29 protein-coding genes are annotated in these 25,560 nt (G+C 67.2%); 16 read left to right on the forward strand and 13 right to left on the reverse strand.

Annotated elements, in window-relative coordinates; all coding sequences use genetic code 11:
• Positions 1-94: 94 nt before the first annotated feature.
• Positions 95-2,311: a CDC48 family AAA ATPase gene (locus AM590_RS08285; RefSeq protein WP_058827064.1), complete on the reverse strand. Its 2,217-nt coding sequence runs from the start codon at positions 2,309-2,311 to the stop codon at positions 95-97.
• A gap of 78 nt (positions 2,312-2,389) precedes the next feature.
• Between AM590_RS08285 and AM590_RS21255 the strand changes: the two genes are divergently transcribed.
• On the forward strand, positions 2,390-2,524 hold the full coding sequence (locus AM590_RS21255; RefSeq protein WP_004977212.1) for a hypothetical protein: 135 nt from the start codon (positions 2,390-2,392) through the stop codon (positions 2,522-2,524).
• 27 nt (positions 2,525-2,551) lie between these two features.
• On the opposite strand, the gene AM590_RS08295 is transcribed toward AM590_RS21255, so the two are convergent.
• Both AM590_RS08295 and AM590_RS08300 read right to left on the reverse strand, forming a co-directional pair.
• The gene (locus tag AM590_RS08295; protein ID WP_058827065.1) at positions 2,552-2,788 is read right to left on the reverse strand and encodes a hypothetical protein; all 237 of its coding nucleotides are present in this window, start codon (positions 2,786-2,788) and stop codon (positions 2,552-2,554) included.
• Positions 2,788-3,216, reverse strand: a complete 429-nt coding sequence (locus tag AM590_RS08300; RefSeq protein WP_058827066.1) for a DUF5796 family protein — start codon at positions 3,214-3,216, stop codon at positions 2,788-2,790. Before AM590_RS08300 ends, AM590_RS08295 begins: the two co-directional genes overlap by 1 nt.
• 142 nt (positions 3,217-3,358) lie before the next feature.
• Between AM590_RS08300 and AM590_RS08305 the strand changes: the two genes are divergently transcribed.
• Positions 3,359-4,228, forward strand: a complete 870-nt coding sequence (locus tag AM590_RS08305; protein WP_058827067.1) for a shikimate kinase — start codon at positions 3,359-3,361, stop codon at positions 4,226-4,228.
• The gene (locus AM590_RS08310; RefSeq protein WP_004063556.1) at positions 4,225-4,536 is read left to right on the forward strand and encodes a chorismate mutase; all 312 of its coding nucleotides are present in this window, start codon (positions 4,225-4,227) and stop codon (positions 4,534-4,536) included. The genes AM590_RS08305 and AM590_RS08310 overlap by 4 nt, the downstream gene beginning before the upstream one ends.
• Positions 4,537-4,643: 107 nt before the next feature.
• On the opposite strand, the gene AM590_RS08315 is transcribed toward AM590_RS08310, so the two are convergent.
• Both AM590_RS08315 and AM590_RS08320 read right to left on the reverse strand, forming a co-directional pair.
• Positions 4,644-5,645: an arsenic resistance protein gene (locus tag AM590_RS08315; RefSeq protein ID WP_058827068.1), complete on the reverse strand. Its 1,002-nt coding sequence runs from the start codon at positions 5,643-5,645 to the stop codon at positions 4,644-4,646.
• Positions 5,646-5,865: 220 nt separating this feature from the next.
• Positions 5,866-6,252, reverse strand: coding sequence for a CopG family ribbon-helix-helix protein (locus AM590_RS08320; RefSeq protein ID WP_058827069.1), 387 nt, complete (start codon positions 6,250-6,252; stop codon positions 5,866-5,868).
• Positions 6,253-6,355: 103 nt separating this feature from the next.
• On the opposite strand from AM590_RS08320, the gene AM590_RS08325 reads away from it, so the two are divergent.
• The 4 genes from AM590_RS08325 (at position 6,356) to AM590_RS08340 (ending at position 9,048) form a co-directional block, all read left to right on the forward strand.
• A complete protein-coding gene (locus tag AM590_RS08325; RefSeq protein WP_058827070.1) occupies positions 6,356-7,213 on the forward strand; it encodes a hypothetical protein in 858 nt (285 codons plus the stop codon).
• Positions 7,214-7,279: 66 nt separating this feature from the next.
• Complete coding sequence (locus AM590_RS08330; protein WP_058827071.1) at positions 7,280-7,747, forward strand: GNAT family N-acetyltransferase; 468 nt, start codon at positions 7,280-7,282, stop codon at positions 7,745-7,747.
• A gap of 204 nt (positions 7,748-7,951) precedes the next feature.
• Positions 7,952-8,518 (forward strand): LysE family translocator, encoded by a 567-nt coding sequence (locus AM590_RS08335; protein ID WP_253805905.1) that lies wholly within the window; start codon positions 7,952-7,954, stop codon positions 8,516-8,518.
• Between the two features lie 104 nt (positions 8,519-8,622).
• The gene (locus AM590_RS08340; RefSeq protein WP_058827073.1) at positions 8,623-9,048 is read left to right on the forward strand and encodes an OsmC family protein; all 426 of its coding nucleotides are present in this window, start codon (positions 8,623-8,625) and stop codon (positions 9,046-9,048) included.
• A gap of 75 nt (positions 9,049-9,123) precedes the next feature.
• On the opposite strand, the gene AM590_RS08345 is transcribed toward AM590_RS08340, so the two are convergent.
• On the reverse strand, positions 9,124-9,924 hold the full coding sequence (locus tag AM590_RS08345; RefSeq protein ID WP_058827074.1) for an aminoglycoside N(3)-acetyltransferase: 801 nt from the start codon (positions 9,922-9,924) through the stop codon (positions 9,124-9,126).
• 84 nt (positions 9,925-10,008) lie between these two features.
• Here AM590_RS08345 and AM590_RS20800 point away from each other — a divergent pair, with 84 nt between their 5' ends.
• Positions 10,009-10,260 (forward strand): hypothetical protein, encoded by a 252-nt coding sequence (locus tag AM590_RS20800; protein WP_172795777.1) that lies wholly within the window; start codon positions 10,009-10,011, stop codon positions 10,258-10,260.
• Positions 10,261-10,262: 2 nt separating this feature from the next.
• On the opposite strand, the gene AM590_RS08355 is transcribed toward AM590_RS20800, so the two are convergent.
• The 5 genes from AM590_RS08355 to AM590_RS08370 all read right to left on the reverse strand — a co-directional run bounded on the left by AM590_RS08355 (position 10,263) and on the right by AM590_RS08370 (position 14,021).
• Positions 10,263-10,487: a hypothetical protein gene (locus tag AM590_RS08355; protein WP_058827076.1), complete on the reverse strand. Its 225-nt coding sequence runs from the start codon at positions 10,485-10,487 to the stop codon at positions 10,263-10,265.
• 119 nt (positions 10,488-10,606) lie between these two features.
• Positions 10,607-10,735, reverse strand: coding sequence for a hypothetical protein (locus AM590_RS21260; protein WP_256364938.1), 129 nt, complete (start codon positions 10,733-10,735; stop codon positions 10,607-10,609).
• Positions 10,736-10,796: 61 nt separating this feature from the next.
• On the reverse strand, positions 10,797-11,588 hold the full coding sequence (surE, locus tag AM590_RS08360; protein WP_050458986.1) for a 5'/3'-nucleotidase SurE: 792 nt from the start codon (positions 11,586-11,588) through the stop codon (positions 10,797-10,799).
• A 116-nt stretch (positions 11,589-11,704) separates the two neighbouring features.
• Entirely contained in the window at positions 11,705-13,108 is a 1,404-nt protein-coding gene (locus AM590_RS08365; RefSeq protein ID WP_058827077.1) for a small ribosomal subunit Rsm22 family protein, read from the reverse strand.
• An 88-nt stretch (positions 13,109-13,196) separates the two neighbouring features.
• Complete coding sequence (locus AM590_RS08370) at positions 13,197-14,021, reverse strand: prephenate dehydrogenase/arogenate dehydrogenase family protein (RefSeq protein WP_058827078.1); 825 nt, start codon at positions 14,019-14,021, stop codon at positions 13,197-13,199.
• 126 nt (positions 14,022-14,147) lie between these two features.
• Between AM590_RS08370 and AM590_RS08375 the strand changes: the two genes are divergently transcribed.
• From AM590_RS08375 to AM590_RS08385, 3 genes are all read left to right on the forward strand, one after another.
• Positions 14,148-14,843: a hypothetical protein gene (locus AM590_RS08375; RefSeq protein ID WP_058827079.1), complete on the forward strand. Its 696-nt coding sequence runs from the start codon at positions 14,148-14,150 to the stop codon at positions 14,841-14,843.
• A 114-nt stretch (positions 14,844-14,957) separates the two neighbouring features.
• Positions 14,958-15,803, forward strand: a complete 846-nt coding sequence (locus tag AM590_RS08380) for an NAD(P)-dependent oxidoreductase (protein ID WP_058827080.1) — start codon at positions 14,958-14,960, stop codon at positions 15,801-15,803.
• Positions 15,804-15,971: 168 nt separating this feature from the next.
• On the forward strand, positions 15,972-16,493 hold the full coding sequence (locus tag AM590_RS08385; RefSeq protein WP_058827081.1) for a hypothetical protein: 522 nt from the start codon (positions 15,972-15,974) through the stop codon (positions 16,491-16,493).
• Between the two features lie 55 nt (positions 16,494-16,548).
• On the opposite strand, the gene AM590_RS08390 is transcribed toward AM590_RS08385, so the two are convergent.
• The gene (locus AM590_RS08390; RefSeq protein ID WP_058827082.1) at positions 16,549-17,724 is read right to left on the reverse strand and encodes a Xaa-Pro peptidase family protein; all 1,176 of its coding nucleotides are present in this window, start codon (positions 17,722-17,724) and stop codon (positions 16,549-16,551) included.
• A 323-nt stretch (positions 17,725-18,047) separates the two neighbouring features.
• Here AM590_RS08390 and aroA point away from each other — a divergent pair, with 323 nt between their 5' ends.
• A complete protein-coding gene (aroA, locus tag AM590_RS08395) occupies positions 18,048-19,340 on the forward strand; it encodes a 3-phosphoshikimate 1-carboxyvinyltransferase (protein ID WP_058827127.1) in 1,293 nt (430 codons plus the stop codon).
• 66 nt (positions 19,341-19,406) lie between these two features.
• Positions 19,407-20,648 (forward strand): alkaline phosphatase family protein, encoded by a 1,242-nt coding sequence (locus AM590_RS08400; protein WP_058827083.1) that lies wholly within the window; start codon positions 19,407-19,409, stop codon positions 20,646-20,648.
• Here the strand turns inward: AM590_RS08400 and AM590_RS08405 are convergent.
• Complete coding sequence (locus AM590_RS08405) at positions 20,637-21,167, reverse strand: DUF6653 family protein (protein WP_058827084.1); 531 nt, start codon at positions 21,165-21,167, stop codon at positions 20,637-20,639. The genes AM590_RS08400 and AM590_RS08405 overlap by 12 nt on opposite strands.
• 106 nt (positions 21,168-21,273) lie before the next feature.
• On the opposite strand from AM590_RS08405, the gene aroC reads away from it, so the two are divergent.
• The 3 genes from aroC to AM590_RS08420 all read left to right on the forward strand — a co-directional run bounded on the left by aroC (position 21,274) and on the right by AM590_RS08420 (position 25,468).
• Positions 21,274-22,431 (forward strand): chorismate synthase, encoded by a 1,158-nt coding sequence (gene aroC, locus AM590_RS08410; protein ID WP_058827085.1) that lies wholly within the window; start codon positions 21,274-21,276, stop codon positions 22,429-22,431.
• A gap of 199 nt (positions 22,432-22,630) precedes the next feature.
• On the forward strand, positions 22,631-24,526 hold the full coding sequence (locus tag AM590_RS08415; RefSeq protein WP_058827086.1) for a 2-oxoacid:acceptor oxidoreductase subunit alpha: 1,896 nt from the start codon (positions 22,631-22,633) through the stop codon (positions 24,524-24,526).
• Between the two features lie 3 nt (positions 24,527-24,529).
• Positions 24,530-25,468, forward strand: coding sequence for a thiamine pyrophosphate-dependent enzyme (locus AM590_RS08420; RefSeq protein ID WP_004043633.1), 939 nt, complete (start codon positions 24,530-24,532; stop codon positions 25,466-25,468).
• The last annotated feature ends 92 nt before the right edge of the window (positions 25,469-25,560 follow it).

Genomic DNA, 25,560 nt, shown 5'->3' on the forward strand with positions numbered 1-25,560 from the left:
CTCTGTTGCGAGTGAACATGGAACACAGTACGCGGTGAGACGAGATAATCTCGCAGGTAAGCGAGAACGGGTCTTCCCCGGCGGTCGACCCTGCTCAGACCAGCGCCGGCGTGACCGATTCCAGCGCCGCATCGAAGTGCGCGCGGGTGATGCGCACCTCGTCGGCGTGGTCGTTCGCCTCGGTGCCCTCGTAGGCGTCGGCCACGTCCTGAATCGCCCGGAGCGCGGCCTCGCGGCAGACCGCGGCCACGTCGGCTCCGGTGTAGCCGTCCATGTGGGCGGCCACGTCGCCGAGGTCCACGTCGGTGCCGAGCGGCTTGTTTCGGACGTGCACGTCGAGGATGGCGCGGCGCGCCTCGATGTCGGGGGCGGGAACTTCGACGTGGGTCTCCAGCCGACCGGGCCGGAGGAGCGCGGGGTCGAGCGCGTCCCGGCGGTTCGTCGCCGCGAGGACGACGAGGTTCGGGTTGTCTGCGGCGTTGTCCATCTCCGTCAGGAGTTGGGAGACGACGCGCTCGGTGACGCCCGAGTCGGACCCCGCGCTGTCGCGGTTGGTGGCGATGGCGTCTATCTCGTCGAAGAAGACGATGCTCGGGGCGGCCTGTCGGGCGCGGTCGAACACCTCGCGGACGGACTTCTCGGACTCGCCGACGTAGCGGTCCAGCAGTTCGGGGCCGGCGACGTGGATGAAGTTGACGCCGCTTTCGGCCGCGATGGCGCGAGCGAGCATCGTCTTGCCGGTTCCCGGCGGACCGTGTAAGAGCACGCCGGTCGGTGGGTCGGTCGAGGCCGCCTCGAACAGCGGCGCGTAGGTCAACGGCCACGTCACCGCGCGTTCGAGCGTCCGCTTTACGTCGTCGAGACCGCCGACCCCCTCGAACCCCTCGGTCGGTTGCTCGGCGACGTACTCGCGCATCGCCGAGGGCTCGACCGTCGCCATCGCCGACTCGAAGTCGGCGCGCGTGACGGTCATGTCCGCGACGGCGACGCTCCCGTTCCCGCCCTCGTTTCCGCTTCCGCCTCCACTCCCGCCCTCGCGGCGGACGCGTCGGAGCGCGGTCATCGCGGCCTCCTTGACCAGCGATTCGAGGTCGGCACCGACGAAGCCGTGGGTTCGGGAGGCCAGCCGGTCGATGTCCACGCCCTCGGCGAGTGGCATCCGCCGGCTGTGCACGTCGAGAATCTCGCGGCGGCCCGCCTCGTTCGGGACGCCGATTTCGATTTCGCGGTCGAAGCGCCCGCCGCGGCGGAGCGCCGGGTCGAGGCTATCGACGCGGTTCGTCGCGCCGATGACGACCACGTCGCCGCGGGCGTCGAGTCCGTCCATGAGCGACAGCAGTTGGCCGACGACGCGATTTTCGAGGTCGCCGCCGTCGTCGCGCTTCGACGCGATGGAGTCGATTTCGTCGAAGAAGATGATGGCCGGCGCGTTCTCGCGGGCCGACTGGAACACCTCGCGCAGTTTCTCCTCGGACTCGCCTTTGTACTTCGACAGCACCTCCGGCCCGGAGATGGTCGTGAAACTCGCGTCGACCTCGTTGGCGACGGCCTTCGCGATGAGGGTTTTACCCGTGCCCGGCGGGCCGTGGAGGAGCACGCCCTTCGGCGGTTCGATGCCGAGGTGCGCGAACACCTCGGGTTCGGACAGCGGGAGCTCTATCATCTCGCGGACCAGGTCGAGTTCGTCGTCGAGGCCGCCGATGTCCTCGTAGGTGACGCCGGTCGCCCGGCCGTGGCTCGCGCCGTCGCTGTCGCCGCCAGTCATGCTCTTGACGGCGTCGCGGACGGTTTCGCTCGCGCCCTTCGAACTGTTCGCCGTCACGGAGACGGTCGTCGCGTCGGTGACGCGGACGACGCCCTCCGGTTTGGTCTCGCTGACGACGAGGGCGGCCCCGCCGAGTCGCTCGACGCGGACGCGGTCGCCCTCGCGGAGCGGGCGGTTCCGAAGCTCCGCCTTCACGACCTCCTCGATGGTCTCGCGGTCCACGCTGGTCCGCTCGAAGGCGCTGGGGCCGGCGAGCGTCACAGACCGCGCGTCCTCGACGGCGATCTTCCTGACGCGGACGCTATCGCCGATTTTCACGCCGGCGTTGGCCCGCGTGTCGGCGTCGACGAGCATCTCGCCGGGGGAGGAGCCGGGGCGAGCGGGCCACATCTTGGCGACCGTCTCTCGGGAGCCTTCGATGACGACCGTCTCGCCGCTGAGCACGCCGAGTTCCCGGCGGGCGGCCTCGGGGAGGCGGGCGATGCCGCGGCCCGCGTCGCGTTTCTCCGCGGCGCGGACGACGAGCGTCACCCCATCTTCTGACATACCCTCCGGTTCGGTCGCTCGACCCTTGAGGGTTCGCCCGGAGTAACCGTTTTCCGGGACGGCGCGGTAACATTAGTCATGGTTGCCACGACCGAGAAAGACGGTGCGACGTGGTACCGGTGCGAAGAGTGCGGGATGCTGTTCGACGTGGAACCCGACGCCGAGGCCCACGAGGAGAACTGCGACACGGACAGTCCGTCGTACTTGCAGTAGCGGCGCGCGCGGCGAGGGCGACGCCGGCTACGCCGGGTCGTGTTCGTCCGCGAGTCGCTCGGCGTGGTCCAGCGAGGCCGCACGCTCCCAGCGGACGCGCTCGGCGTCGCCGTAGGCGAGCGCCTCTTTCAGTTCGTCGCGAAGGACGCCGACGCCGCGGCCGACGAGGTCGCCGTCCGCATCGCCGAGTTCGTAGTAGCCGTAGGCTTCCGGGGCCTTTCCAATGGTCCGCTTTTCCAGCGGTTCCCAGCGTTTCCGGAGCATCACTCGGCGACGAACTCGTAGGAGTCCTCGCCCCAGTCGTCTTCGACGAAGACGAACACGCGACCGCGGGCGACCTCGGGGTCGGCCTCGATTTCGAATCGGTGGCCTGGCACCCGCCGGACGAGGACGCCGGGGAACAGCTCTTCTTCGTCGCCCTCGCCGAGGATAACGCGGCCGACGCCGCTCGATTCGAGCACGTCGTCGTGGCTCTTGAGGTCGTTGACGTACATCATGACGCCCTCGGTCTCGGTCGGGTCGGTGACGAGGACGTGGACCTCCTTGCCAGGGGCGGTGCCGAGCGTGCCCGTGACCGCTTCGGGAACGCCCCGGTAGACCGTGGTTCGGTTGTCGATGTACTCCACTTCGACGCCGTAGTCGTGGAGTTCGACGCCGAGTGTGCTCGGGGCGATGTCGCTGCGGGCGCTCATGGCTCACCGTTGCCGCGGGGACGGCAAAAACGTCGCGTCTCGGGACGGCTCACGAGCGACGGTCTCGAACGCGTCGCCGAACCTACGGGCGAAAACAGCACGGACCGCCACACATAACACGATGTGCCAACCTCCGGCAAGTATGCACGGCCGAGCCACCGCCCTCGGGGCGGGCACCGTCTTGAACGCCCTCGCGACGGCGACCGGCTCCGCGTTCGCCATCGACGCGGAGACCACCGCGTCGGTCGAACTGGACGACTCCGGCGAGGTCCGCGGCAGCATCGCGGAGGCCCCCGACGCCGACACGCGGCTCATCGAGCGCTGCGTCGAACTCGCCGTCGAGGCGTTCGGCGACGGCGAGGGCGGCACCGTCGAGACCGAAAGCGACCTGCCGATGGCCGCCGGCCTCAAGAGTTCGAGCGCCGCCGCCAACGCGACGGTGCTGGCGACGCTGTCCGCGCTCGGCCGCTCGGTCGGCCCCGGCCCGGACGCCGACATCTCCCGGCTCGACGCCTGCCGGATGGGTGTTCGCGCCGCCCGCGAGGTCGGCGTCACCGCCACCGGCGCGTTCGACGACGCCTCGGCCTCCATGGTCGGCGGCGTCGTCGTCACCGACAACACCGAGGACGAACTCATCGCCCGCGACGAGGTCGACTGGGACGTGCTCGTGTGGACGCCCCCCGAGCGCGCCTACAGCGCCGACGCCGACGTGAGCCGCTGCGAGAACGTCGCCCCGATGGCCGACCTCGTCGCCGACCTCGCGCTCGAAGGCCGCTACGCCGAGGCGATGACCGTCAACGGCCTCGCCTTCTCGGCCGCCCTCGACTTCCCGACCGACCCCGCCGTCGAGGCAATGCCCATCGCCGACGGCGTCTCGCTGTCCGGGACCGGTCCGAGCGTCGTCGCCGTCGGCGACCGCGCTAACCTCGAACGCGTCAAGGAACTGTGGGACGCCCGCGAGGGGGAGACCCGACTGACGACCACCCGAACCGACGGAGCACGAATCCAATGACAGACGACACCGTAGACGCCGCCGCCGAATCGTTTCAGGACATGTCCCTCGACGAACTCCGCGAGGAGATAGAGGATATCGACCGCGGCATCGTCGAACTCATCGCTCGCCGGACCTACGTCGCCGACACGGTGGCGAAGGTCAAAGCCGAGAAGGACCTGCCGACGACCGATGAGTCCCAAGAAGAGCGCGTGATGGAGCGCGCCGGGAAGAACGCGGCCCACTTCGAGGTGGACTCCAACCTCGTGAAAGCGATTTTCCGACTGCTCATCGAGATGAACAAGGCCGAACAGCGGCAGAATCGGTAGTCGATTTTCGGGGTTCTAAGACCGCATATCGACCGTTGTTAGTTACTTCTTCTTCGGGGTTCTCTGTTGTTCCTCGGTCGTTGCACGCAGACACGGTTCCATAGACCTCACTCACGGGTCACCAGTTCGGCAAGTGAGATTCGTTTCGGCGAGTCCGGGACGAGCCACGCTGGGACGACTCGCGTGAGAGTGACCATCCCGACCAGTTCGACGAGCGTCTGCGTCACGACGACCGCAGGTGCCAGTCGGTAACTTGCCGGAAGCGCAAGTGCGAGTGGCAGGACGACCAGCGAGTTACGGGTAACAGACGTGAACACGAGCGCCCTGCTCTCCCCGGCATCCATCTGCAAGACACCCGCTGCGAGCCGTCCGAGTATCGGCATGACGACGAGGAAGGCGACGTACACCGGGATGACGACTGCGATCTGTTCGATCGAACTCTGTACCCGGGGGAGTTGTGACGCGATGACGACGAACAACGTCGCACCCATCATCGGAACCGGTAACCAACCCATCGCCTCCTGCCACGCGTCGCCCCTCAACGACCGTTCCGCCCACGCTTCGGTAAGCCACGCGAGCATCAACGGGAGCGCGATGATTACCAGGAACGCCTCGACGAACGGTCCCGGTTCGATGACCGCTGCGACTGCTGAACCCATGAACAGCCACAGATACAACGGGAGCAACAACAGTTGGACGAGCATCAGGGCCGGGGTCGTCGCTGTAATCTGCTCGGAGTCTCCGTCTGCGAGTTCGGTGAAGGTAATTACGTAGTCGATACACGGCGTCAGAAGCACCATGAACGCACCCACGAGGATAGCCGGTCGTTGGGGGAGGAACCGAGTGAGACACCAAACAACGACGGGGACGACGAAGAAGTTCATACCCAGTGCCGCCGCGACAAACCGGCCGTTCCGAAACGCGCGACGAAGCCGAACGAACGGAATTTCGAGGAACGTGACGTAGAGCAGGGCGGCCAGTACCGGGTCGATGAGCGACTCAGAGAGCGGGGCCGAGTTCGGAAGATAGACGGCGACCCCGACGGCCAAGAGAACGAAGGCCGTATAGACGACAACCTGATGTCGTTGGAGCCACCGCTTCGAGTTCATCTACTGGCTCATTCGTCGGTCGCTGGTAAACCCTCGTCGCTCCTCTATGTCGGACAGGAAGGGCAAAGGTGGCGGTGGCCTGGCGCTCTTTTTCGTCGGGACCGTCGTCGCGTTCGCCGTCGTTGGTGGCGGCGTCGCCGGGGGTAACCTGACCAACCTCGACCCGGACAACACGCGGCGTTCGAAGTTCGACTCATCCGGGACGAGACGCGCCGCCGCGTCACTCCCGGATAACCATCACCTTCACCCGCCGGACCGCGTCGAAATCCCGGAGTCGGTAGGTCAGTTCTCTGACGCGCGCCGCGGGGCCGCGGCAGAACAGCGATTCGAGACACCACTCGCCCTGATGGGTGTGGCTCGTGTTGAGGATGACGTCCTGAAACTCGTGTTGCGTCCCGTGCAGCTCGCGAATCACGTCGTGGTGGCGGTAGTCGAAGCCGACGAGCGCGACGACTTCGCCGGACACGTCTTCGAGACGGGCGTGGGATTCGATAAACTCCTGCATGGCCTCTCGGACCGCCCGCGACCGGTTCTCGATGCCCTCGTCGCGCCACGCCTGGTCGAACTCCTCGACCAGTTCGTCGGGGATGTTGAAACTCGTCCGCATCGTGTGCCAACTGGCGCGCACAGCTACAAGAGTCCCCGTTATGACGACACCCCCGATTCGGTATTAACAACCGCTATAGACCTCGTTTTCCACGGATACAGTAATGGCCTCAAACGAACTGCTCGGCCTCGTCGTCGGCGCGGTGGCCCTCGGAGCCATCCACGGCGTCGAACCGGGTCACGGCTGGCCCGTCGCGGCCTCGTACGCCCTCGACCAAGCGAACAAGTGGGTGTACGGGTTCGCGGCGAGTTTCATCCTCGGGGTCGGCCACCTCGTCAGCAGTATCGCGATGGTGGGCGTGTTCTTCTACGCGAAGGAGTACTTCGACCTCACGCAGCTCAACGAGCCGATTACGATACTCGGTGGCGTCCAAATCGGCGGGCAGGTAAGTCTCGTGGCCGGCGTCTTACTCATCGCGCTCGGTGTCCGCGAATACTACCACGGACACGCTCACGGTACTCACGGGCACGACGACGGCCACGGGAGTCACAGTCACGGAGATGGCCATGAAGACGGTCATGACCACGGGCACTCACACGATGACGGCGGCCATAGCCACTCAGACGACTACGACGGCCACACCCACGACGACGGCGGATTGGGCTCTCGCCTGAAGGGGTTCGTCCCCTTCGTCGGCAGACACTCTCACGCACACGGCGACCTCGACGACGCCGCGGACCGCGGGCTCCTCGGTATCGCGTGGTTCGCGTTCGTCCTCGGGTTCGCCCACGAAGAGGAGTTCGAGATTATCGCGCTCTGTGCCGGGTCGAACTACTGCCTCGAACTGATGAGCGCGTACGCGCTCACCGTCATCGTCGGCATCGTCGGACTGACGATGTTGCTGATTGCGGGTTACGAGCAGTACGAAGACGAAGTCGAGAAGTATACCCCGTATCTCCCGATGTTCTCCGCGGCCGTGTTGGTCCTAATGGGCCTCGGATTCATCACGGGGCTGTTCTAATCGGCCGCGACACGCCGGCACCAACTTGATTTTCCCGGCGGACCATCCACCACGGACGACAGACCGATGCGACTGAGAGAAGCGACGGCGGCGGACCTTCCCCGACTCGTCGAACTGTGGTACGACCTCGCGACGGAGATGGAGCGGTACGACGACCTCAACGCGCTGGTGTACGAGTCGCGGGCGGAGGTGCCGGAAGACCCGTTTCAGGCTCACCTCGACAGCGACGACGTGACCGAGTATCTCGTCGAGGTCGACGGCGACACTGTCGGGTTCGCGACGACGCGACGCGGCGAGCATCCCTCGCGGGAGTACTCGAACTACACGCGGCTGGTGAACCTGTTCATCGAAGACGGCCACCGAGGGCGAGGATACGGCTCGGCCGTCGTCGACGAGGTGCGACGGCGGGCCCGCGAGTCGGGTTGCGACCATCTCAAGGTGTCCTGCGAGTGGGACAACCGCGGCGCGCGGTCGTTCTACGAGGACGCCGGTTTCGAGGAAAAGCAGGTGGAGTTCGCGCAGAAACTCGACTGATGGGCAGTCTCGGTCGGTGAGCTGGCACCCGACTCGGGCCAGTCCAGTCCGCGTTGGGACCTCGGCGATAGAGCTATCAGCCGGCGACGCATCGAGGTGGCCACGAGGTGATGTCTATTAACCACCACAATCGGAATCTTCGTCCGTGGACTCGTTCTCGGCGTCTCGATAGCCGCGCCGGTCGGTCCAATCGGTGTACTGTGCATCCAGCGAACGCTTTCTAAGGGCCGCCGTTCGGGCTTCGTCAGCGGACTCGGAGCGGCGTCTGCGGACGCGGTCTACGGGGCCATCGCGGGGTTCGGTCTCGCTGCGCTCTCGTCGGTCCTGCTCGGACACCGCAACGCAATCGCTCTCGCGGGCGGCGCAATCCTCCTGTACATCGGCGTCCAGTCGATTCGGGGCGACCCGGCGTCCGTCGAGTCGGCACCGACGACCGAGCGGTCGGCCGTCGCACCGCTCGACTCGAACGCCCGGATCCTCGCGGCCGACTTCGGGTCGACGTTCCTCCTGACGCTGACGAACCCGGTGACGATACTGGCGTTCGTCGGCATCTTCGCCGGCCTGGGCGTCGGCGTCTCGGGCGACTACCTCGCGGCGGCGGTCCTCGTCGCGGGCGTCTTCGCCGGGTCGGCGCTCTGGTGGTTCGTCCTGAGCGCCGCCGTCGACCGCGTCCGAGAGCGCGTCACTCCGGCCGTGCTCCGCCGGGTGAACCAACTCGCCGGCGTCGTCATCGTCGGATTCGGCGTCGCCGCGCTCTGGAGCGGCCTGTAGCGCGCCGCCCCGGCACTCCCGACACCGGCCGAGTCCCGTCGAACCTCTCCGAATCCATCGTCGTCGTCACCTCCATATCGCTGGCGGTCATATGTGTGCGTGAGATGCCCACGCACAAAGCAGAGACGACGTGGACCGGTGGCAAAGACGGCAGCGGCGAGTTCTCGACCGAGAGCGGGACCGTCGAGGGGACGTTCACGTTCCCGACACGATTCGAGGACGAACCCGGGTCGAACCCCGAGGAACTCATCGGCGCGGCTCACTCCGGCTGTTTCTCGATGCAGTTGACCGCGTTCCTCGAAGGCGAGGGCTACACGCCGACAAGCCTTCACACCGCGGCCGACGTGCACCTCGACCCGGCGGACGGCGGCGGCTTCGAAATCTCGCGCATCGACCTGACGCTCGACGCCGACGTGCCCGACATCGACGAGGAGACGTTCGCCGAACTCGCCCAGCGCGCCAAGGAGAACTGCCCGGTGTCGAAGGCGCTCGCCGGGCCGGAAATCACGCTGACCGCGACGCTCGCCTGAGCGCGCGCGTCTGGCGTCGCGTCCGACACCGCGCCCGGCGTCGCGCCCCGACCGAGTCGGCCGCGACATCCTACTTCAGCGGTTCGACTCGAACCAGTCTTCGGCGAAGTCGACCAGCGCGGGCTGGTCGAGGAGCGTCGCGGCCGCGACCGCTCCCTCGGTCGCGCCGACGGCCCTCTCGAACGCCTCGCCCACTTCCTCGAAGTCGTCGGTCTCGACCTCGATGTCGTCGTACTCGACGACGACGCGCTCGCCGTCTCGGAGAAGCGGCGCGCGCTCGGTCGTCCGCTCCTTTTCGAAGTCGGCGCGGTGTTCGGCGAGGTGGAGCGAGGTGTTGTTTCCGTGGCCGACGCCGAGCAGGAGCACGTCGCCGCCGCGGTCGTACACTCGCGCCAGCGGCGACCCGTCGCCGAGACCGTAATCGAGTTCGTGGCCCGTGACGATTTCCTCGGCGGCTGCGCCCCACGCCGCGAAGGAGACCGTCGGATGCTCGCTGCGGACGACCCCGGGGTAGTTGCGGAAGCACTCGGGTACTGCGCCCATCCCGCGGGTTGGCGTCACGTCGGGGCGGAACGGCGGCATCGACTCGCCGATGATATCGACCCAGTCGTCGGGGACCGGAGGGTTCTCCCACGCCGACGGGTCGGTGTACTGGCCCGTGTGGGTCGGCATGACCAGCGTCCCGTCGTCGGTCAGCACCGTCCGGAGGGCGTCCACGACCGCCTGCGGGCCGCCGGCGACCCAGCCGAGCGAACTGAGCGACGAGTGCACGAGGAGGGTGTCGCCGGCCGCGACGCCGAGCGCGCGGAGGTCCGCGGCGAGCGAATCCACAGTACCCGGTTCGTCCACGCGCTCGATGGCGTCTGCTTCGGACATACGCGTCCGTCGGCCGGCCCGAGATTCAATCTTTGGTGTCGGCCGACCGAAAGGACCACCTTCGCCCCCCGCGACGCGTTCGGTATGTCACGCGTCTCCGCCCGCGACGCCCTCCGCTATGCGACCGAAGACGACGCTGTCGTGCTGTTCGCCGTCATCGTCGGCGGTTGGGTGTTGCTGACCGTCGGCAGTTTCGCCCTCGCAGGCTACGGGTTTGGACTGATGTTCGCGCTCGGAACCGTCGCCGCCCTCGCCGGGGCGCTCGCGGTGTTCGCCGGCGTCGTCGGCCTCGCGTACAAACTGCTGGTGGACAGCCGGCGGGCGGCGTCGGAATAACGTCAGTTCACGCCCCGAGAGAAGCCGACGTAGGTCACGTAACAGAGTCCGCCCATCACGAGAAAGACGAACTGGTAGCCGGTGTTCGAGACGATTTCGACGACCGACTGCGCCGGGCGGAGCAGTTTCAGCCACAGCAGCATACCCACACCGAGCATCGCCACGAGCCAGAGACCTCCCAAGAGCGGTCGCTGTTTCAGATACTCGTTGAGTTCGTCGCGGTTCATGTCAGGTGACAGATGCCCCATCAATGAAAAGACTGCAATGACTGTCAGGCTGTCGCGTGCGAGATAGCCCGCGAATTGTCGATGGGTCGCTCCATTCGCCAAGGCCCGAACTCGCGGCCTCAGAAGAACTGTTCGAACAGCCGACCGAGGAGGAGAATGACCAGTGGGATGCTGAACAGTACCGCGATAGTGACGAGAAAGCCGGTGACGCTTCCCGACTCGGCCGCGGCCTGCAAAATCGAGTTCATCGGTCTCGTCGGCGCTTCAGGGCCCTCGGATATACGCTTTGTTGCCCGTGTCCCGTTTCGCTCACTCCAGATACGTCTCGGCGAGCGCGTCCAGCGCCTCGTGGCGGTGGGTCGTGTGCGGCGCGGTCAGCGGCGAGACCGACACGCGGCCCTCGACGACGGCCCGACGGTCGGTGCCGTCGGGGTCCGGAATATCGCCGGTTCGCATCCGCTCCCAGACGCGGTCGTGGAGCTTCACGGTCCCGTTTTCGAACTCCGCGGTCATGTCGTACAGCTCTGAGGGAACCGTCACCTGCATGTCCGCCGGGTCGCCGCTGGGGTCGCGCATGGGCGCGTTGACGTTGAGGTAGTCGCACTGCTCGAAGACGCCGGCCGGCTCGGCGTGTTTGACGAGGTACGAGGCCGCGTGGGTCGCCTCGCGGAAGTCCCGCGGGTCGGTCGCCTTCTCGTGCCACGGCAGGTCGCCGCCGGCGGGGACGTACAGCGAGAGAGCGATGGCGGGCACGTCGAAGAACGCGGCCTCGACGGCGGCGCTGACGGTCCCCGACCGGCCGAGGACGTACGCGCCGATGTTGGCTCCCTTGTTGATGCCGGAGACGACCATGTCCACGTCGGGACACAGCGCCTCCAAGCCGGCGACCGTGCAGTCGGCGGGCGTCCCCTCCAGCGCGTAGCCGAGTTCGTGCTCGGTGACGACCGCGTCGGTGGACATCTTCCGGCCGACCGCGCTCTGGTCCGTCGCGGGCGCGACCGCTGTCACGTCGGCGAACTCCGAGAGGGCGTCGTAGAGCGCGCGGAAGCCAACGCTCTCGATGCCGTCGTCGTTGGTGAGGAGGATGCTGGGTTCGCTCATGGTCCGACTGGGGACGGAACCCGCAAAAAGCCACCCGTCGGACGCAACATGTCCCGAGACACGGCGGCGGCCGACGGCAAGTAACCGCGAACGTCGCTGGGGACGATGCGACCCGGTCAGGCGACGCGGTCCACGAGCGTCTCGTCGTCGACGACGAGGTTGTACGCCTCTTCGTCGTCGTTCCAGAGCGCGAGGACGTTCTCGAAGACGAGCACGTCGCCGTAGTCGGCGTCGGCCACATCAGCGTTTAGCACGGTGTCGCGGGTGCGGACGGCGTAGTGGTCGACCGCCTCGCTCCCATCGCCGATTTTGAACACCTGGTTGTTCCCCTCCGAGAGGTCGTGGCTCAGTTTGACCGCCAGCAGGTCGATGCGGTTCGTGACGTGGCGCTCCATCTCGGCCATCTTGGCGAACCGCGCGGGGTTTCCGCGAACGTCGAGGCGGCGCTCGCCGTCGGTCCGGAGGACGCTGTAGGAGTACTGCACGTCCACGTTGACGAAGGTGCCCTCGTCCTCGTCGTCGTCGCGGCCCTCGTCGAGGCGGCGCTGGAACCCCGGCACGTCGAGGTCGGGCTTCACGTCGAACGACCAGCCCCGGTCTGAGGGCGCGTAGCCGTCCCAGAGGCGGAGCGTCGGTGAGTACACCGTCACGTCGCCGTCGACGGGCGCGACCTCGCGTTCGACCTCGCGGAGGCCGATGCTCGTGTTCCGGTCGGCGGGCGCGATGGCGACGATTGCGCCGTCGTCGGCGAGAACGTCGAGGTATTTCTCGACGACCGCGACGGGGTCGTCGAGTTCGCTCAGGACGCTGGCGAAGAGGATGATATCGTACTCGCCGTCGGGGTCGAACGCCTCGGCAGTCTCGCGGTGGACGGTCGTCCGGAAGTTCCGGCGGGTCTCGCTGAGCATCCGGTCGAGCACGTCGGCGGAGGCGCTCGGCTCGACCGCGTGGTAGTCCACGACGGCGTCGTCGGGGAGGTAGTCGTGGAGGCCGAGCGCGGGACCTCCCGTCCCGGCACCCACGTCGAGCACGCGGGGGTTTCGCGGGAGCAGGCTCCGCTCTGCGAGGTCAGAGAGGACGTAGCCGACGACCGCGTAGTAGTCCGGGAGGTGGTATATCCCGTAGCCGAGCGCAGCGTCCTCGTCGTACTCGACGGGGTTACCCCGGTAGTAGTCCTCTTTGAGTTGGCGGACGCGCTCCCGGAGGCGGTCGCCCGACTCACCGACGTGCCAGTTCGCGCCGTAGCGTCCGATGAGCAGGTCTTCGAGGGCGAACGAGTAGTCGTCGGGGAAGGCCGCGGGCGACCAGTTCTGAAACGGTGCGGGGTCGTCGTTGGCGGGGACGAACGTGCCGTCGTCGCGCTCGAACAGGCCGAGGTCGTGGGCCTCCTCGCGGAGCGTCTGTTTCACCACGGCGGGATGCGGCGCGCCCTCGATGTACTCGGCTATCTCGTCGGGGTCGATGGGGCGGACGTTTCTGAGGTACTTCGCGTTGTCGCGGACGGCGTCTCTGTCTATCATCGGTGGGCTGTGGAGCGAGTCGCCGTCGCCCGCGCGGTGGGTGTCGGACTCACCGCGGGGCGTCGGCGTCGGTGTCTCCCTTCACTCGTCACTCGAACGGGTCGTGCTTGTCGGTCTGGTCTCGGGTGCGGTCGGCGGCGCTCGCGTCGCCCGCATCGCCCGACGAATCGACGCCGGCGTCGTTGCCGCGGGAGACGCGCCGGTAGAGGTCGGCGAACGCCTCGTCGTCGGCCGTCGCGAGGTCGCGGGCCGCGTCGGCGACGCGGTCGGCCCCGTCGCCGAACGACGATTGGATGTCCGCGTACACGCGCGGAGTGCCGCCGGACACCGAGTCGACGAGTTCGTCGAGCGCGGCGGAAATCGGCGTGGCGAACTCCTCGCGCACGTCGTCGGCGGCGAGGCCGAACGAGAGGACGGCGGCGTGGGCGGCCGCTTGGACCGTCTCCATCGCCGCGTCGTGTTCCTCCGGCGTCGTCTCGAAGACTCGGTTGCCGGCCGCGTCGAGGTCGGCGAGGAGGGCGTCGGTGTAGGTGCCCGATTCGTCGGCGACGGCGGCGACGTTGCCGGGGGCGTTGTGCGGGGCGAAAAGCGGGTGGAGGCTGAGTCGCTCGCGGTCGGGGAGGTGGTCGCGCATCGCCGCCACCGGAGGTCCCATCGCGCCGGTCACGTCGCACATCGCGGCGTCCGCGCGGTGGGCGTTGTCGGCGACGGCGTCGGCCGCGAGTCGCATCGGAACGGCGAGACAAACCACGTCGAACCGCTCGTCGCCGTCCAGCGGGACCGCCCGGCCGCCCAGCGCGTCCGCTGCGGCGACCGCGCTCTCGGGGTCCGCGTCGGCGAACGCGAGGTCGGCGTCGACGGTGCGGCCGAACCAGCGTCCCATTGCGCCCGCGCCGACGATGAGCACGTCCATCGGTACGGGTGTGGAGGTGCAGCGGCCAAAAGGGAATCGGTGGCGGCGGGTGTGGCGAGACCAGTCGGCTGGAGGCGTCCGAACCACCAGTTATTTCGATGACAGAATAGATGCTAACGAACGACGATGCCCTCCCCCAGTTCAGACTCCGATGCCGAACAGCGGACCCGACGACGCGTCCTCGCCGGGTTCGGGTCAGCGGTCGTCGCCAGCGCCGCCGGCTGTGGCGGACGAGTGCCCGGATTCGGCCCCGAACGAGTCGGTGCTGAGACGACGGTACGGGACGGAAGCGGTTTGGGGCCTCCCGAAATCGTCTGGCGGTACCCGCGACGCGAGGGCGACGAGGACGGTATCGGATACGCGGCCGTGGAAGCGAGACGGGTCGACCGCCTCGAAGGCCGCTTCCCGACGCTATCGCTCCAGTTCAACTCGACCATCGGTGGGCTCGCCGCCGACGAACCCTACGAGGGGTACCGCCCCGACTGGTTTCGCTTCCGGTTCGAACCGCCGTCGTCGTACGAGAAGGCGACCAGCTACGCGACCCGCGTCGAGCCGCCGGGACAGTGGGAGGGATTTTCGACGTACTACGACCGCAAGAGCACCACTAAGCGGACCGTGATCGAACTCCGAGACGTGCAGACGCAGGGGACGATTATCGTCCCGGCCGTGTTCGCCCCGACGACAGAGTCGCTCCCGAAGACGCTGTACTGCCAGTTTACTGTGCAGGCGTCCCATCCCGGTATCGCCGGGAAGACGGTGCGTGCCAGCGGTGAGGGCAATCTCCCGCTGGACGGTCTCCGTGGATTCTCGGCGTCGGACTGAGCGACCTCTGCGCAGGACTCCCGGCGAGACGTCCACCTGCACCCGGCCCGCAAACCACGTTCAACCGACACCCGGTGTACGAACCATCAAGTGGTCGATGGCCGATAAGAAACTATGGCATTCGATGATGTGGATTTCGAGGGTCGGACGGCCTTCATCACGGGAACCAGTCGCGGTATCGGGAAGGCCATCGCGCTCGACCTGGCCGACCGAGGTGCGAACGTCGTCTCGACGGGCAAGACCGTCGACGGGCGCGAGGACCTCCCCGGGACCATCGTCGAGACGACGGAGGAGATACGCGAGCGCGGCGGCGACTCCATCTGGTGTCAACTCGACGTGCGCGACGACGACTCGGTGCAGACGGCCATCGACGAGACGGTCGACGCCTTCGGCGGCATCGACTTCGTCGTCAACAACGCGGGCGCGATTCACATCGCCGGCTTCGAGGACACGCCGCCGAAGCGGTTCGACCTCCTCATGGACGTGAATGCCCGCGGGGCGTACGCGACCACGCACGCCGCGCTCCCGTACCTCCGCGAGAGCGACCACGCCCACGTCGTCACTTTCTCGCCGCCGATGCCCGCCCGCCCCGCCCCGGGAAAGGTCGCCTACGCGCTCTCGAAGTACGGCATGACGTTCATCGCGCAGTCGCTCGCGGGCGAACTCGACGCCGACGACATCGGCGTGAACGCGCTGTGGCCGGTCGCGGCCATCGAGTCCGAGGCGACCCGACACTTCGGGATGGGCGCGCCCGAGGATTGGCGCACCCCGCAGATTATGTGCGACGCCGTCGCCGAGCTGTTCTCGCGCGACCCGACCGACTGTACTGGCAACGCGTTCTACGACGAGGAACTGCTGTCCGAAGCGGGCGTCGACGACCTCTCGTCGTACGCCGTCGTCGAGGGGAGCGAACCGGGACCGATGTCGGCCCAGCTGTTCGATCCCGAATACGAACGGTGACCTCGATTATCGACGCTGAGACTCGGGAGCGGACGTTTATAATGGGTGAACTCGAGACCACTCGTGATGAGTTCATTGGTCGTCGCAACTAGAGAGACAGTCCTCTCGACGCGACGGTTTATCGAATCGGCAATTAGACTTATCTACTGGTGGAGAATCGCCTAGCCCATGGAGTTCCCTCGCCTCCCGACACGAGATACGAGCGGCCAGAAAGTCGTCTTGCCGGACGACTTAGAGGGTGAACAGACGCTCGTGCTCATCAGTTTCGACCGCCGCCAGCAGTCGCTGGTCGGGTCGTGGCGCGGGTACGCGAAGGAGTTGTGCGAGACGTACGGACATTTCGAGTACTACGAACTGCTCGTCCTCGGCGGGCGGAGCGGGATGATGCCGCCGATGTCCGGCGGCGGGATGTCGCCGGGTGCCGCCCGGAGCCGCCCCCACGACAACGCGCTCATCGCACGGGTGAACAAGACCGCGCTCCAGCGCCGCCTCGGACTGCTCGGCGAGGGCAACATCTACGCGCTTCTCATCGAAGATGGGACCGTCGTCCGGCAGGCAGCGGGCGTACTCACGCCCGAGACGGGTGATGCGCTGGAAGACCTGCTAAAACAGTGGCGCGAGGCCAACTCCGGCTGGACCGACGCGCCCGCCGCGTGCGGTTCGACCGGCGACAACGCCCTCGACAGCTAAGTTTTCACGCCGACCGTGATTCCGGTTCCGACCGCTTTCGCGTCCGTCATCCCGGCTACTCGACGACGAATTCGACCGGGTACTCCGTCAGGTTCTCGTAGCCGTCCTCGGTGACGACGACGAGGTCTTCGATTCTGACGCCGCCGATTTCGGGGTCGTACAGCCCCGGCTCGATGGTGATGACGTGACCGGGTCGAAGCTCCTCACCGCTCGGGCTCAGCGAGGGGAGTTCGTGCACGTCGAGGCCGACACCGTGGCCCGTGCTGTGGATGAAGCCGGTCTCCGCCGAGGGGTCCGCGCGGAGCGTGTTCTCGCCGGCCGCCTCGTACACGTCGCAGACGGCGTCGTGCACGTCGGCTCCGGTCGCGCCCGGTTCGACGGCGTCGAGAGCGGCCTCGAACGCCTCCTCGGTGAGGTCGAACCACTCGCGGATTTCGGGCGACGGCTCGCCTTTCACGAACGTCCGGGTCATATCGCCGTTGTACTTCGTCTCCTTGTCGCGCGGGAAGATGTCGATGATGACGGCCTCGTCGGCCCGGAGCGGGCCGCTCCCGCGGTCGTGCGGGTCGGCGGCGTCGGCCCCGCAGGCGACGATGGTCTCGTCGAGGGCACAGCCGTGTCGCAGGAGCGTCACCTCGATTTCTTCCTTGACGCGCTCGCTCGTCAGGGGTTCGCCCTCGTAGGTGAGCGTGCCGTCGTCGGCCACGTCGGCGTCGCGGATGAGGCCCTCGGCGGCGCGCATCGCGGCCTCGTTGGCGTCCTGTGCGGCGTGGACGTGCTCGACTTCCTCGTCGGCCTTCACCGCGCGGATGTTCGTGAGCACGTCGTCGGTCTCGGCCTCGACCACGACGCCCTCGTCGCGCAGGGCGTCGGCGGTGCCGAGCGGGAAGTCCGCGGGGACCGCGAGCGAGTCGATATCGTGGTCGGCGAGGAACGCCGCGACCGTCTTCGCCTTCCCGACGACCGAACCGTGTTCGGCGTGCTTGTCGCGGTAGTCGTAGTCGGAGAGCCGCGAGACGGTGTCGGCGCGGCTCTCTTTCTTCGCGCGGCCGAACTCCAGCGTTGAGACGAGGAGATGGATGCCCGCGGGCGTGTAGAGCGTCACATACGGGTCCGGCGCGTCGAACCCAGAGAGGTACAGCTGGTTGGAGTCGCTCCCGTCGGCCGAGATGAGATAGCCGTCGAACTCGTCGCCGAGGAACTCGGCCAGCGGTGAGAAATCGGGTTCCATACTCCGGGGTTCGCCCGGCCGGTAGTAAAGCTCTCGCGTCGCAGTCGGCGGGTTCCGGTATCGGCCCCGCGACGCGTCTCTTCGGGCGGGAGACGTGTCGCGAGTTCGCCGCCGGAACGCGCCGCGAGCGGCCGCAGAGATCCGCGCGACTCGGTGTCGCGTTCGCCCGGACCGCCCGTGCCGTCCATCCCGAGTGTAGTACGCTCGCCCGCGATATATGTTTGTTGGCAAACAAGAAACCGAGCGACCGCGCCGCCGTCGCCGTCCGGGAGAACGTCGCCGCGTCCGGTACCCTGATACCGGACCCTGCCGACCCCTCGCGTATGGACGCGCACGTCTCCCCGTCTCGGGTCGCCGGACGCACCCGAGCGCCGCCGTCGAAGAGTTACACCCACAGAGCCGTCCTCGCCGCGGGCTACAGCGACGAGGCGGTCGTTCGCGACGCGCTTGTCAGCGCCGACACCAAGGCAACCATGCGCGCGGTCGAGGCCTTCGGCGGGTCGGTCGACCGCGACGGCCAGACGGTCGAAGTCGCCGGCTTCGGCGGCCGCCCGGGCACGCCCGACGACGTGGTCAACTGCGAGAACTCGGGGACGACGATGCGCCTCGTCACCGGTTGTGCCGCCCTCGGCGAGGGCCTGACGGTCCTCACGGGCGACGCCTCGCTCCGGTCGCGGCCCCACGGCCCGCTTCTCGACGCCGTTTTCGACCTCGACGGCCGCGCTGAGAGCACGCGCCGGAACGGGCAGGCCCCGCTCGTCGTCGGCGACGGCATGACCGGCGGCACCGTCGAGATTCCCGGCGACGTGTCCTCGCAGTTCATCACGGCGCTCCTCATGGCCGGCGCGGTCACAGAGGAAGGCATCGACGTGGAACTCACGACCGAACTCAAGTCCTCGCCGTACGTCGATATCACGCTCGAACTCCTCGCCGACTTCGGCGTGGAAGCGACCCGGACCGACGACGGCTTCTCAGTCCCCGGCGGCCAGTCGTACGCCCCCGAAGGCGGCGCGTACAGCGTCCCCGGCGACTTCTCGTCTATCTCGTATCTGCTCGCGGCCGGCGCGGTCGCGGGCGCGGAGGGCGAGGACGTTGTCATCGAGGGCGCGCGACCGTCCGCGCAGGGCGACAGCGCCATCGTCGACATCGTGCGCGACATGGGCGCGACGGTGGACTGGGACGAGGAGGCCGGCGAACTGACCGTCTCCGCGGCCGACCTCACCGGGACGACCGTGGACGTGGGCGACACGCCCGACCTGCTGCCGACCATCGCGGTCCTCGGCGCTATCGCCGACGGCGACACGGTCATCGAGAACTGCGAGCACGTCCGCTTCAAGGAGACCGACCGCGTGAGCGCGATGGCGGAGGAACTCGCGAAGATGGGCGCGAACGTCACCGAACAACAGGACCGCCTCACGATTCACGGCGGCGAGACCGACCTCGTCGGCGCGGCGGTCGACGGCCGCGGCGACCACCGCATCGTCATGTCGCTCGCCGTCGCCGGCCTCGTCGCGGACGGCGAGACGACGATTGCGGGGAGCGAACACGTCGACGTGTCGTTCCCGAACTTCTTCGAGGCGATGTCCGACCTCGGTGCCGACATGACCGAAAACTGAGGGCGCGATCCGACAACGAACTGACCGGACAGAACCTTTTTCGCCCGCCCGGACGCCGACGGTGGTATGTTCGACGCCGACGCGCAGGCGCTCCGCGAGCGACAGTCGGACGGTGACTACCTTCTACCGGCCTACGGCGACTGGTGTTTCTCGCGGATTCCGGGGACCGTCGCCGACCTGCTCGGCGCGGACGCCGGGCCGCGACTCCCCGCGTCGGCGACAGCGGACTACGACGACGTGTCGCGGGTGGTCGTCTTCCTCGTCGACGGCTTCGGCCTCGCCCAGTGGGACGGCGAGCGCGACCGGATTCCCTTCCTCCGCGAGTTCGAGCGCGCGGGTCGCGTCACGCCGCTCACCTCCGTCTTCCCCTCGGAGACGGCCGCCGCGATGAACACGTTCCACTCGGGGGCGCTCCCGGCAGCACACGGCGTCGTCGGCTGGAACGTCTACGACCCCGACGCCGACGAGATGTTCGAGGCGTTGCCCTTCCTCCGGAAGGACGGCACCGAGCCGGAGCGACTCGACCGCGGCGACGTGGCCGACTGCGAGAGCGTCTATCCCGACCTCGCCGCCGCGGGCGTCGAGACGCACCACGTGACGCCGTTCCCGTCCGAGGAGACGGTCCCGCACACCTACGACCCGGAGGACCTCTCGACGTTTTCGGACGCCTTCGCGGCGGCGGCCGAGTCGGCCGCGGACCCGTCGTACGTCTTCGCGTACCTCCCGCAGACCGACGCCGTGGCGCACGCCGAGGGCGTCGACTCCGAGGCGTACCGCGAGACGGCCGTCGAGACGTTCGACCGCGTGGAAGACGCGATAGCGACGCTCGCCGAAACGACCGACGACGAAGACGCGGGCGAGACGCTCGTCTGCGTCACCGCCGACCACGGCCTCGTCGACACCGACCCCGAGCGCAACCCCGACCTCTCGGAACCGCCGTTCGACCTCGTCTCGGACCTGCGGACGCTCACGGACGGGACGCCGATTCGGTTCTCGGGAAGCCCGCGGAACGTCCACCTTCACCTGAGAGACGACCGAATCGACCCCGTCTACGACCTGCTCACGGCCGAGTTGGACGCGCGGGTGTTCCGGAGGCGCGAGGTGCTGGATCGGGGACTGTTCGGCCCCGAGCCCTCGCCGACGTTCGAGCGGCGACTCGGTGACCTCGTGGTCGTCCACCGAGACCTCGGCGTCTGGTACGGCGACGAGGAGCCGGGGAACCTCGGCTTCGTCGCCATGCACGGCGGGCTTCACCCCGACGAGATGCTGATTCCGTTCGCCACGGCGACGCTGGACTCACTCCGCTGAGTCAGCGTCGGGGCCGCGACCCGTCACGCCCGTCTCCTTCACGATGGCGTCGACCCACCAGAGCTTGAGGGCCATCACGCCGAGCGTGCCGAGGAGCGTGCCGACCGGCCTGCGCCGAATCGCCGAGACGAAGGCGTAGGCCGTGACCGGGATGTTGAGGACGTTGAGCACGTTCGGGTAGTCGAGACCCATCGTCCCGCGCTCGGCGTCGAGCCACTCGCGCTCGGCGAGAACGATTCGACTGAGGTAGTTGTCCGTGCGCGCGGGGCGCGGGAACAACACCGGGTTGACCGCGGTGAACGCGAGGGCGGCGAGAAAGAGCCGGCGGTCCCGTCGGTAGACGGCGTACATCAACACCGGGTAGACGAGGATGCGCGTGCCGGCGCTCCACGGGTTGGCGTGGCGCTCCCAGAAGGTCGCTTCGAGGCGGTCGCGGAGTCCGGAAGCGGAAGGGGACGCGGCGTCGGGGTCGGGAGCGGAATTGGAGGCGTTGGGGTCGGAGGGAGGCGTCGATTCCATACGGCGGGTTCGTCGGCATCGACCATGAACGTGGGGTCGCCGAACCCCCGCCCACGATTGCGCCTTTCTACAAACACTAAATGGGCGGCCACCCGAGGGGCGGGTAATGAACGGCAACGAATTCGGTCGTCTCTTTCGGATGACCACCTACGGCGAGAGCCACGGCGACGCGATGGGCGTCACCGTGTCCGGCTGTCCCGCCGGCGTGGAGCTCTCGGTCGAAGACGTACAGCACGAACTGGACCGACGCAAGCCGGGCCAGTCGATGATTACGACGAGCCGCGGCGAACCGGACGCCGTCGTCGTCAACTCCGGCGTGCAGGACGGCTACACGACGGGCACGCCCATCGGGATGGTCGTCCAGAACAAGGACGCGCGCTCGGGCAAGTACGAGCCCTACGTGACCGCGCCGCGGCCCTCCCACGGCGACTTCACCTACTCGGCGAAGTTCGGCACGCGCAACTGGGGTGGCGGCGGTCGCTCGTCCGCGCGCGAGACGGTGAACTGGGTCGCCGCCGGCGCGGTGGCGAAGCAGGTCATCGAGCAGAGCGACTACGACATCGAGGTGAAGGCGCACGTGAACCAGATCGGCGACGTGGAAGCGCCGGAGGTCTCCTTTGACGACCTGCGCGAGCACACGGAGGAAAACGACGTGCGGTGTGCGCACCCCGAGACGGCGGCGGAGATGCAGGAACTCATCGAAGAGTACCAGAAGGAAGGCGACTCCATCGGCGGCTCGATCTACTTCGAGGCGCAGGGCGTTCCGCGCGGCCTCGGTGCGCCGCGGTTCGACTCGTTCTCGGCGCGGCTCGGACAAGCGCTCATGTCGGTTCCGGCGGCGACGGCGTTCGAGTTCGGTCTCGGCCGCGAGGCCCGCGAGTGGACCGGCCACGACCGCAACGAGAACTGGGAGTTCGACGAGGAGGGCGACCCCCGCCCGGTCGGCAACAAACACGGCGGCATCCAGGGCGGCATCACGACCGGCGAACCCGTGTACGGCGAACTGACGCTCCACGCGCCCACGTCCATCCCGAAGAAGCAACGGACCGTGGACTGGGAGACCGGCGAGGAAAAGGAGATTCAGGTCGTCGGCCGGCACGACCCCGTGCTCCCGCCCCGCGGCGTCCCAGTCGTCGAGGCGATGCTCTACGTGACTATCCTCGACTTCATGCTCCTCGGCGGACGCATCAATCCCGACCGCCTCGACGGGCAGGCCGGCGAGTACGACACACCGTACCACCCGTCCAGTCCGGACAACGAGTAGCGAATCCGATTCCGCGTTATCGTTCACTCTATTCCGCGGGCGTGACAGCCCGTTTGTCCACTTTCGATGGTGGGACGGTGAGTCAGTTTAACAATATTAAGTCCTTCATTATCTTTCCTTGTTAATCCATAGCAAAGTCTTTAATCGGACCCTCCCCAACTTTTCAGGTAGCGCCCCAGCGGGGCCGTGAGCTCAACATATGACTGACCACGAACTTATCTGGCGGATCGCAGGGGGTTCCGGTGACGGTATCGCCTCGACGAGCCAGAACTTCGCCAAAGCCCTGATGCGAGCGGGGCTACACGTTTTCACGCATCGCCACTATCCATCGCGCATCCGCGGTGGCCACACGTACACCGAAGTGCGCGTGAGCGCAGATCCCGTCAAGTCTCGCGGCGACGGGTACAATTTCCTCCTCGCGCTCGGTGACTCCTTCGCCCGCAACCCGAGCGAGGGTGCCTACTACGGCAACGAGGAGATCAAGCCGCTCTCGGAGAACCTCGACGAACTCAACGAAGGCGGGGTCATCGTCTACGACTCCGGTCTGCTCGACGCCTCCGAGATCGAGGACTTCGACGAGCGCGTCGAAGAGAACAACTGGCACGTCTACGATATCGACCTGCGCACCATCGCTCGCGAACACGGTCGCGAGGTCATGCGCAACACCGCCGGTGTCGCCGTCACGTGCGCCATCGCCGACATCGAACCCGACGTCATCAAGAGCCTGATGTCGGACGCGATGCCCGACAAGATTCTCGAACCGAACCTGACCGTCTTCGACGACGCCTACGAGATGGTCCAAGAGGAGTACGACGTCGAGGCTCCCGACGTGTCCGCGCCGACCGGCGAACACGACGAAGAGCAGGTGCTTCTCTCCGGCTCCGACGCCATCGCGTACGGTGCCATCGACGAAGGCTGCCGCTTCATCGCGGGCTACCCGATGACCCCGTGGACGGAAGTCTTCACCATCATGACCCAGAACCTCCCCGAGCTCGGCGGCATCTCCGAGCAGGTGGAGGACGAAATCGCCGCGGCCGCACTGGCAATCGGTGCCTCCCACGCGGGCGTCAAGGCGATGTCCGGCTCGTCCGGTGGCGGCTTCTCGCTCATGTCCGAGCCGCTCGGTCTCGCGGAGATCACCGAGACGCCGCTCGTCCTCGTCGAGGCCATGCGCGCCGGTCCCTCGACGGGTATGCCGACGAAGCCCGAGCAGTCCGACCTCGAGCACGTCCTGTACACCTCGCAGGGCGACTCCCACCGCATCGTCTTCGCGCCCGGCACCGCCGCCGAGGCGTACTACCAGACGCGCAAGGCGTTCCAGATCGCCTACGAGTACCAGATTCCGTCCATCGTCCTCTACGACCAGAAGCTCGGGGGCGAACTCTCGAACGTCCCGGCGTCGGTCTTCGACGAGGAACCGAACGCCGACCTCGGCTCGGTCCTGACGGAAGCGGAACTCGAAGACGCGCCGCACGACGACTCCGGCAAGTACCAGCGCTTCCAGCACGACACCGAAAACGGCGTCTCGCCGCGTTCGCTGCCGGGCCAGAAGGGCGGTCGTTACCTCGCAACGGGTAACGAGCACATGCCCGCGGGTCACATCTCGGAGTCCCCCGAGAACCGCGTCGCGCAGATGAACCGCCGCATGCAGAAGGTCGACAACATCCGTGCCGAACTCGACGCCGACGGCGAGTTCAACACGGTCCACGGCGACGAAGACGCCGACCTCGGTCTCATCACCTTCGGCAGCCAGCAGGGCACCGTCGAAGAGGCCGCCGACGTTCTCAACGAGAAGGGCCACTCGGTCAAGGTCCTCGGCGTCTCCGAGATGATGCCGTTCCCGAAACAGCAGGTCGCGGACTTCCTCGACAGCGTCGACGAGGCGCTCGTCGTCGAGATGACCGCCTCCGCCCAGTTCCGCGGACTCATCTCCAAGGAACTCGGCGGCTACGGCGACCAGATGTCGAGCCTCCTCAAGTACAACGGCAACCCGTTCGAGCCCGCCGACATCGTCGAGGGCTTCGAGACGGCGCTCCTCGAAGGCGAGGAGCTCCCAGACAACCGCACGAAGTTCGTCCCCAAGGTGGGTGAATAAATCATGAGTGCATTCAGCGCAATCGGTGAAGAAACGGAGCAGGACCAAAACGAGTTCACCCCCGGACTCGAACCCCAGCCGACGTGGTGTCCGGGCTGCGGTGACTTCGGTGTCCTCAAGGCGCTCAAGGGCGCGGCGGCCGAACTCGGCCTCTCGCCCGACGAGATGATGGTGACGACCGGTATCGGCTGTTCCGGCAAGCTCAACAGCTACTTCAACAGCTACGGGTTCCACACCATCCACGGCCGCTCGCTGCCCATCGCCCGTGCCGCGAAGCTGGCGAACCCCGGCCTGACCGTGGTCGCCGCCGGCGGTGACGGTGACGGCTACGGCATCGGTGGCAACCACTTCATGCACACCGCCCGTGAGAACCACGACATCACCTACATCGTGTTCAACAACGAGATCTTCGGCCTCACGAAGGGCCAGACCTCGCCCACGTCGCCGATGGGTCACAAGTCGAAGACCCAGCCCCACGGCTCGGCCAAGACGCCGCTCCGCCCGCTTTCGATGTCCCTGAACGCCGGGGCGTCGTACGTCGCGCGGACGGCCGCCGTCAACCCGAACCAGGCGAAGGACATCATCGTGGAAGCCATCCAGCACGACGGCTTCTCCCACGTCGACTTCCTCACGCAGTGTCCGACGTGGAACAAGGACGCCCGTCAGTACGTCCCGTACATCGACATCAACGACTCCGACGACTACGAGTTCGACAACACGAACCGCTCGGAGGCCTCTGAGATGATGTTCGAGACGGAGAACGCCCTCCACGAGGGCACCGTCCTCACCGGCCGGTACTACGTCGACGAAGACCGCCCGTCCTACCAGCAGGAGAAACAGCGCATCGGCGAGATGCCCGAAGAGCCGCTCGCAGAGCGCTACTTCGACGACTCCTACGAATGGGAGCGGACGTTCGACAACTTCCTCGACAAGCACAAATAACGCCGCCGACGCCGTAGTCGGCGCTCGGTTTCCGGCCGGCGGCCGCGCCGGTTCGATGTGACCGAGAAGCCTTTTCGGATTCGCAAGATATT

The organism is Haloferax sp. Q22 (assembly GCF_001482285.1).
Taxonomy (GTDB): domain Archaea; phylum Halobacteriota; class Halobacteria; order Halobacteriales; family Haloferacaceae; genus Haloferax.

Coding starts and splice junctions, on each gene's coding strand:
- AM590_RS08415 (WP_058827086.1), top strand. CDS start 22,631: ATGACTGACCACGAACTTATCTGGCGGATCGCAGGGGGTTCCGGTGAC.
- AM590_RS08295 (WP_058827065.1), bottom strand. CDS start 2,788: ATGCTCCGGAAACGCTGGGAACCGCTGGAAAAGCGGACCATTGGAAAG.
- AM590_RS08325 (WP_058827070.1), top strand. CDS start 6,356: ATGGCCTCAAACGAACTGCTCGGCCTCGTCGTCGGCGCGGTGGCCCTC.
- AM590_RS08400 (WP_058827083.1), top strand. CDS start 19,407: ATGTTCGACGCCGACGCGCAGGCGCTCCGCGAGCGACAGTCGGACGGT.
- AM590_RS21260 (WP_256364938.1), bottom strand. CDS start 10,735: ATGAACTCGATTTTGCAGGCCGCGGCCGAGTCGGGAAGCGTCACCGGC.
- AM590_RS08315 (WP_058827068.1), bottom strand. CDS start 5,645: ATGAACTCGAAGCGGTGGCTCCAACGACATCAGGTTGTCGTCTATACG.
- AM590_RS21255 (WP_004977212.1), top strand. CDS start 2,390: ATGGTTGCCACGACCGAGAAAGACGGTGCGACGTGGTACCGGTGCGAA.
- surE (WP_050458986.1), bottom strand. CDS start 11,588: ATGAGCGAACCCAGCATCCTCCTCACCAACGACGACGGCATCGAGAGC.
- AM590_RS08380 (WP_058827080.1), top strand. CDS start 14,958: ATGGCATTCGATGATGTGGATTTCGAGGGTCGGACGGCCTTCATCACG.
- AM590_RS08420 (WP_004043633.1), top strand. CDS start 24,530: ATGAGTGCATTCAGCGCAATCGGTGAAGAAACGGAGCAGGACCAAAAC.
- AM590_RS08405 (WP_058827084.1), bottom strand. CDS start 21,167: ATGGAATCGACGCCTCCCTCCGACCCCAACGCCTCCAATTCCGCTCCC.
- AM590_RS08385 (WP_058827081.1), top strand. CDS start 15,972: ATGGAGTTCCCTCGCCTCCCGACACGAGATACGAGCGGCCAGAAAGTC.
- AM590_RS08320 (WP_058827069.1), bottom strand. CDS start 6,252: ATGCGGACGAGTTTCAACATCCCCGACGAACTGGTCGAGGAGTTCGAC.
- AM590_RS20800 (WP_172795777.1), top strand. CDS start 10,009: ATGTCACGCGTCTCCGCCCGCGACGCCCTCCGCTATGCGACCGAAGAC.
- AM590_RS08340 (WP_058827073.1), top strand. CDS start 8,623: ATGCCCACGCACAAAGCAGAGACGACGTGGACCGGTGGCAAAGACGGC.
- AM590_RS08345 (WP_058827074.1), bottom strand. CDS start 9,924: ATGTCCGAAGCAGACGCCATCGAGCGCGTGGACGAACCGGGTACTGTG.
- AM590_RS08305 (WP_058827067.1), top strand. CDS start 3,359: ATGCACGGCCGAGCCACCGCCCTCGGGGCGGGCACCGTCTTGAACGCC.
- AM590_RS08355 (WP_058827076.1), bottom strand. CDS start 10,487: ATGAACCGCGACGAACTCAACGAGTATCTGAAACAGCGACCGCTCTTG.
- AM590_RS08285 (WP_058827064.1), bottom strand. CDS start 2,311: ATGTCAGAAGATGGGGTGACGCTCGTCGTCCGCGCCGCGGAGAAACGC.
- AM590_RS08300 (WP_058827066.1), bottom strand. CDS start 3,216: ATGAGCGCCCGCAGCGACATCGCCCCGAGCACACTCGGCGTCGAACTC.
- aroA (WP_058827127.1), top strand. CDS start 18,048: ATGGACGCGCACGTCTCCCCGTCTCGGGTCGCCGGACGCACCCGAGCG.
- AM590_RS08375 (WP_058827079.1), top strand. CDS start 14,148: ATGCCCTCCCCCAGTTCAGACTCCGATGCCGAACAGCGGACCCGACGA.
- AM590_RS08370 (WP_058827078.1), bottom strand. CDS start 14,021: ATGGACGTGCTCATCGTCGGCGCGGGCGCAATGGGACGCTGGTTCGGC.
- aroC (WP_058827085.1), top strand. CDS start 21,274: ATGAACGGCAACGAATTCGGTCGTCTCTTTCGGATGACCACCTACGGC.
- AM590_RS08310 (WP_004063556.1), top strand. CDS start 4,225: ATGACAGACGACACCGTAGACGCCGCCGCCGAATCGTTTCAGGACATG.
- AM590_RS08390 (WP_058827082.1), bottom strand. CDS start 17,724: ATGGAACCCGATTTCTCACCGCTGGCCGAGTTCCTCGGCGACGAGTTC.
- AM590_RS08330 (WP_058827071.1), top strand. CDS start 7,280: ATGCGACTGAGAGAAGCGACGGCGGCGGACCTTCCCCGACTCGTCGAA.
- AM590_RS08365 (WP_058827077.1), bottom strand. CDS start 13,108: ATGATAGACAGAGACGCCGTCCGCGACAACGCGAAGTACCTCAGAAAC.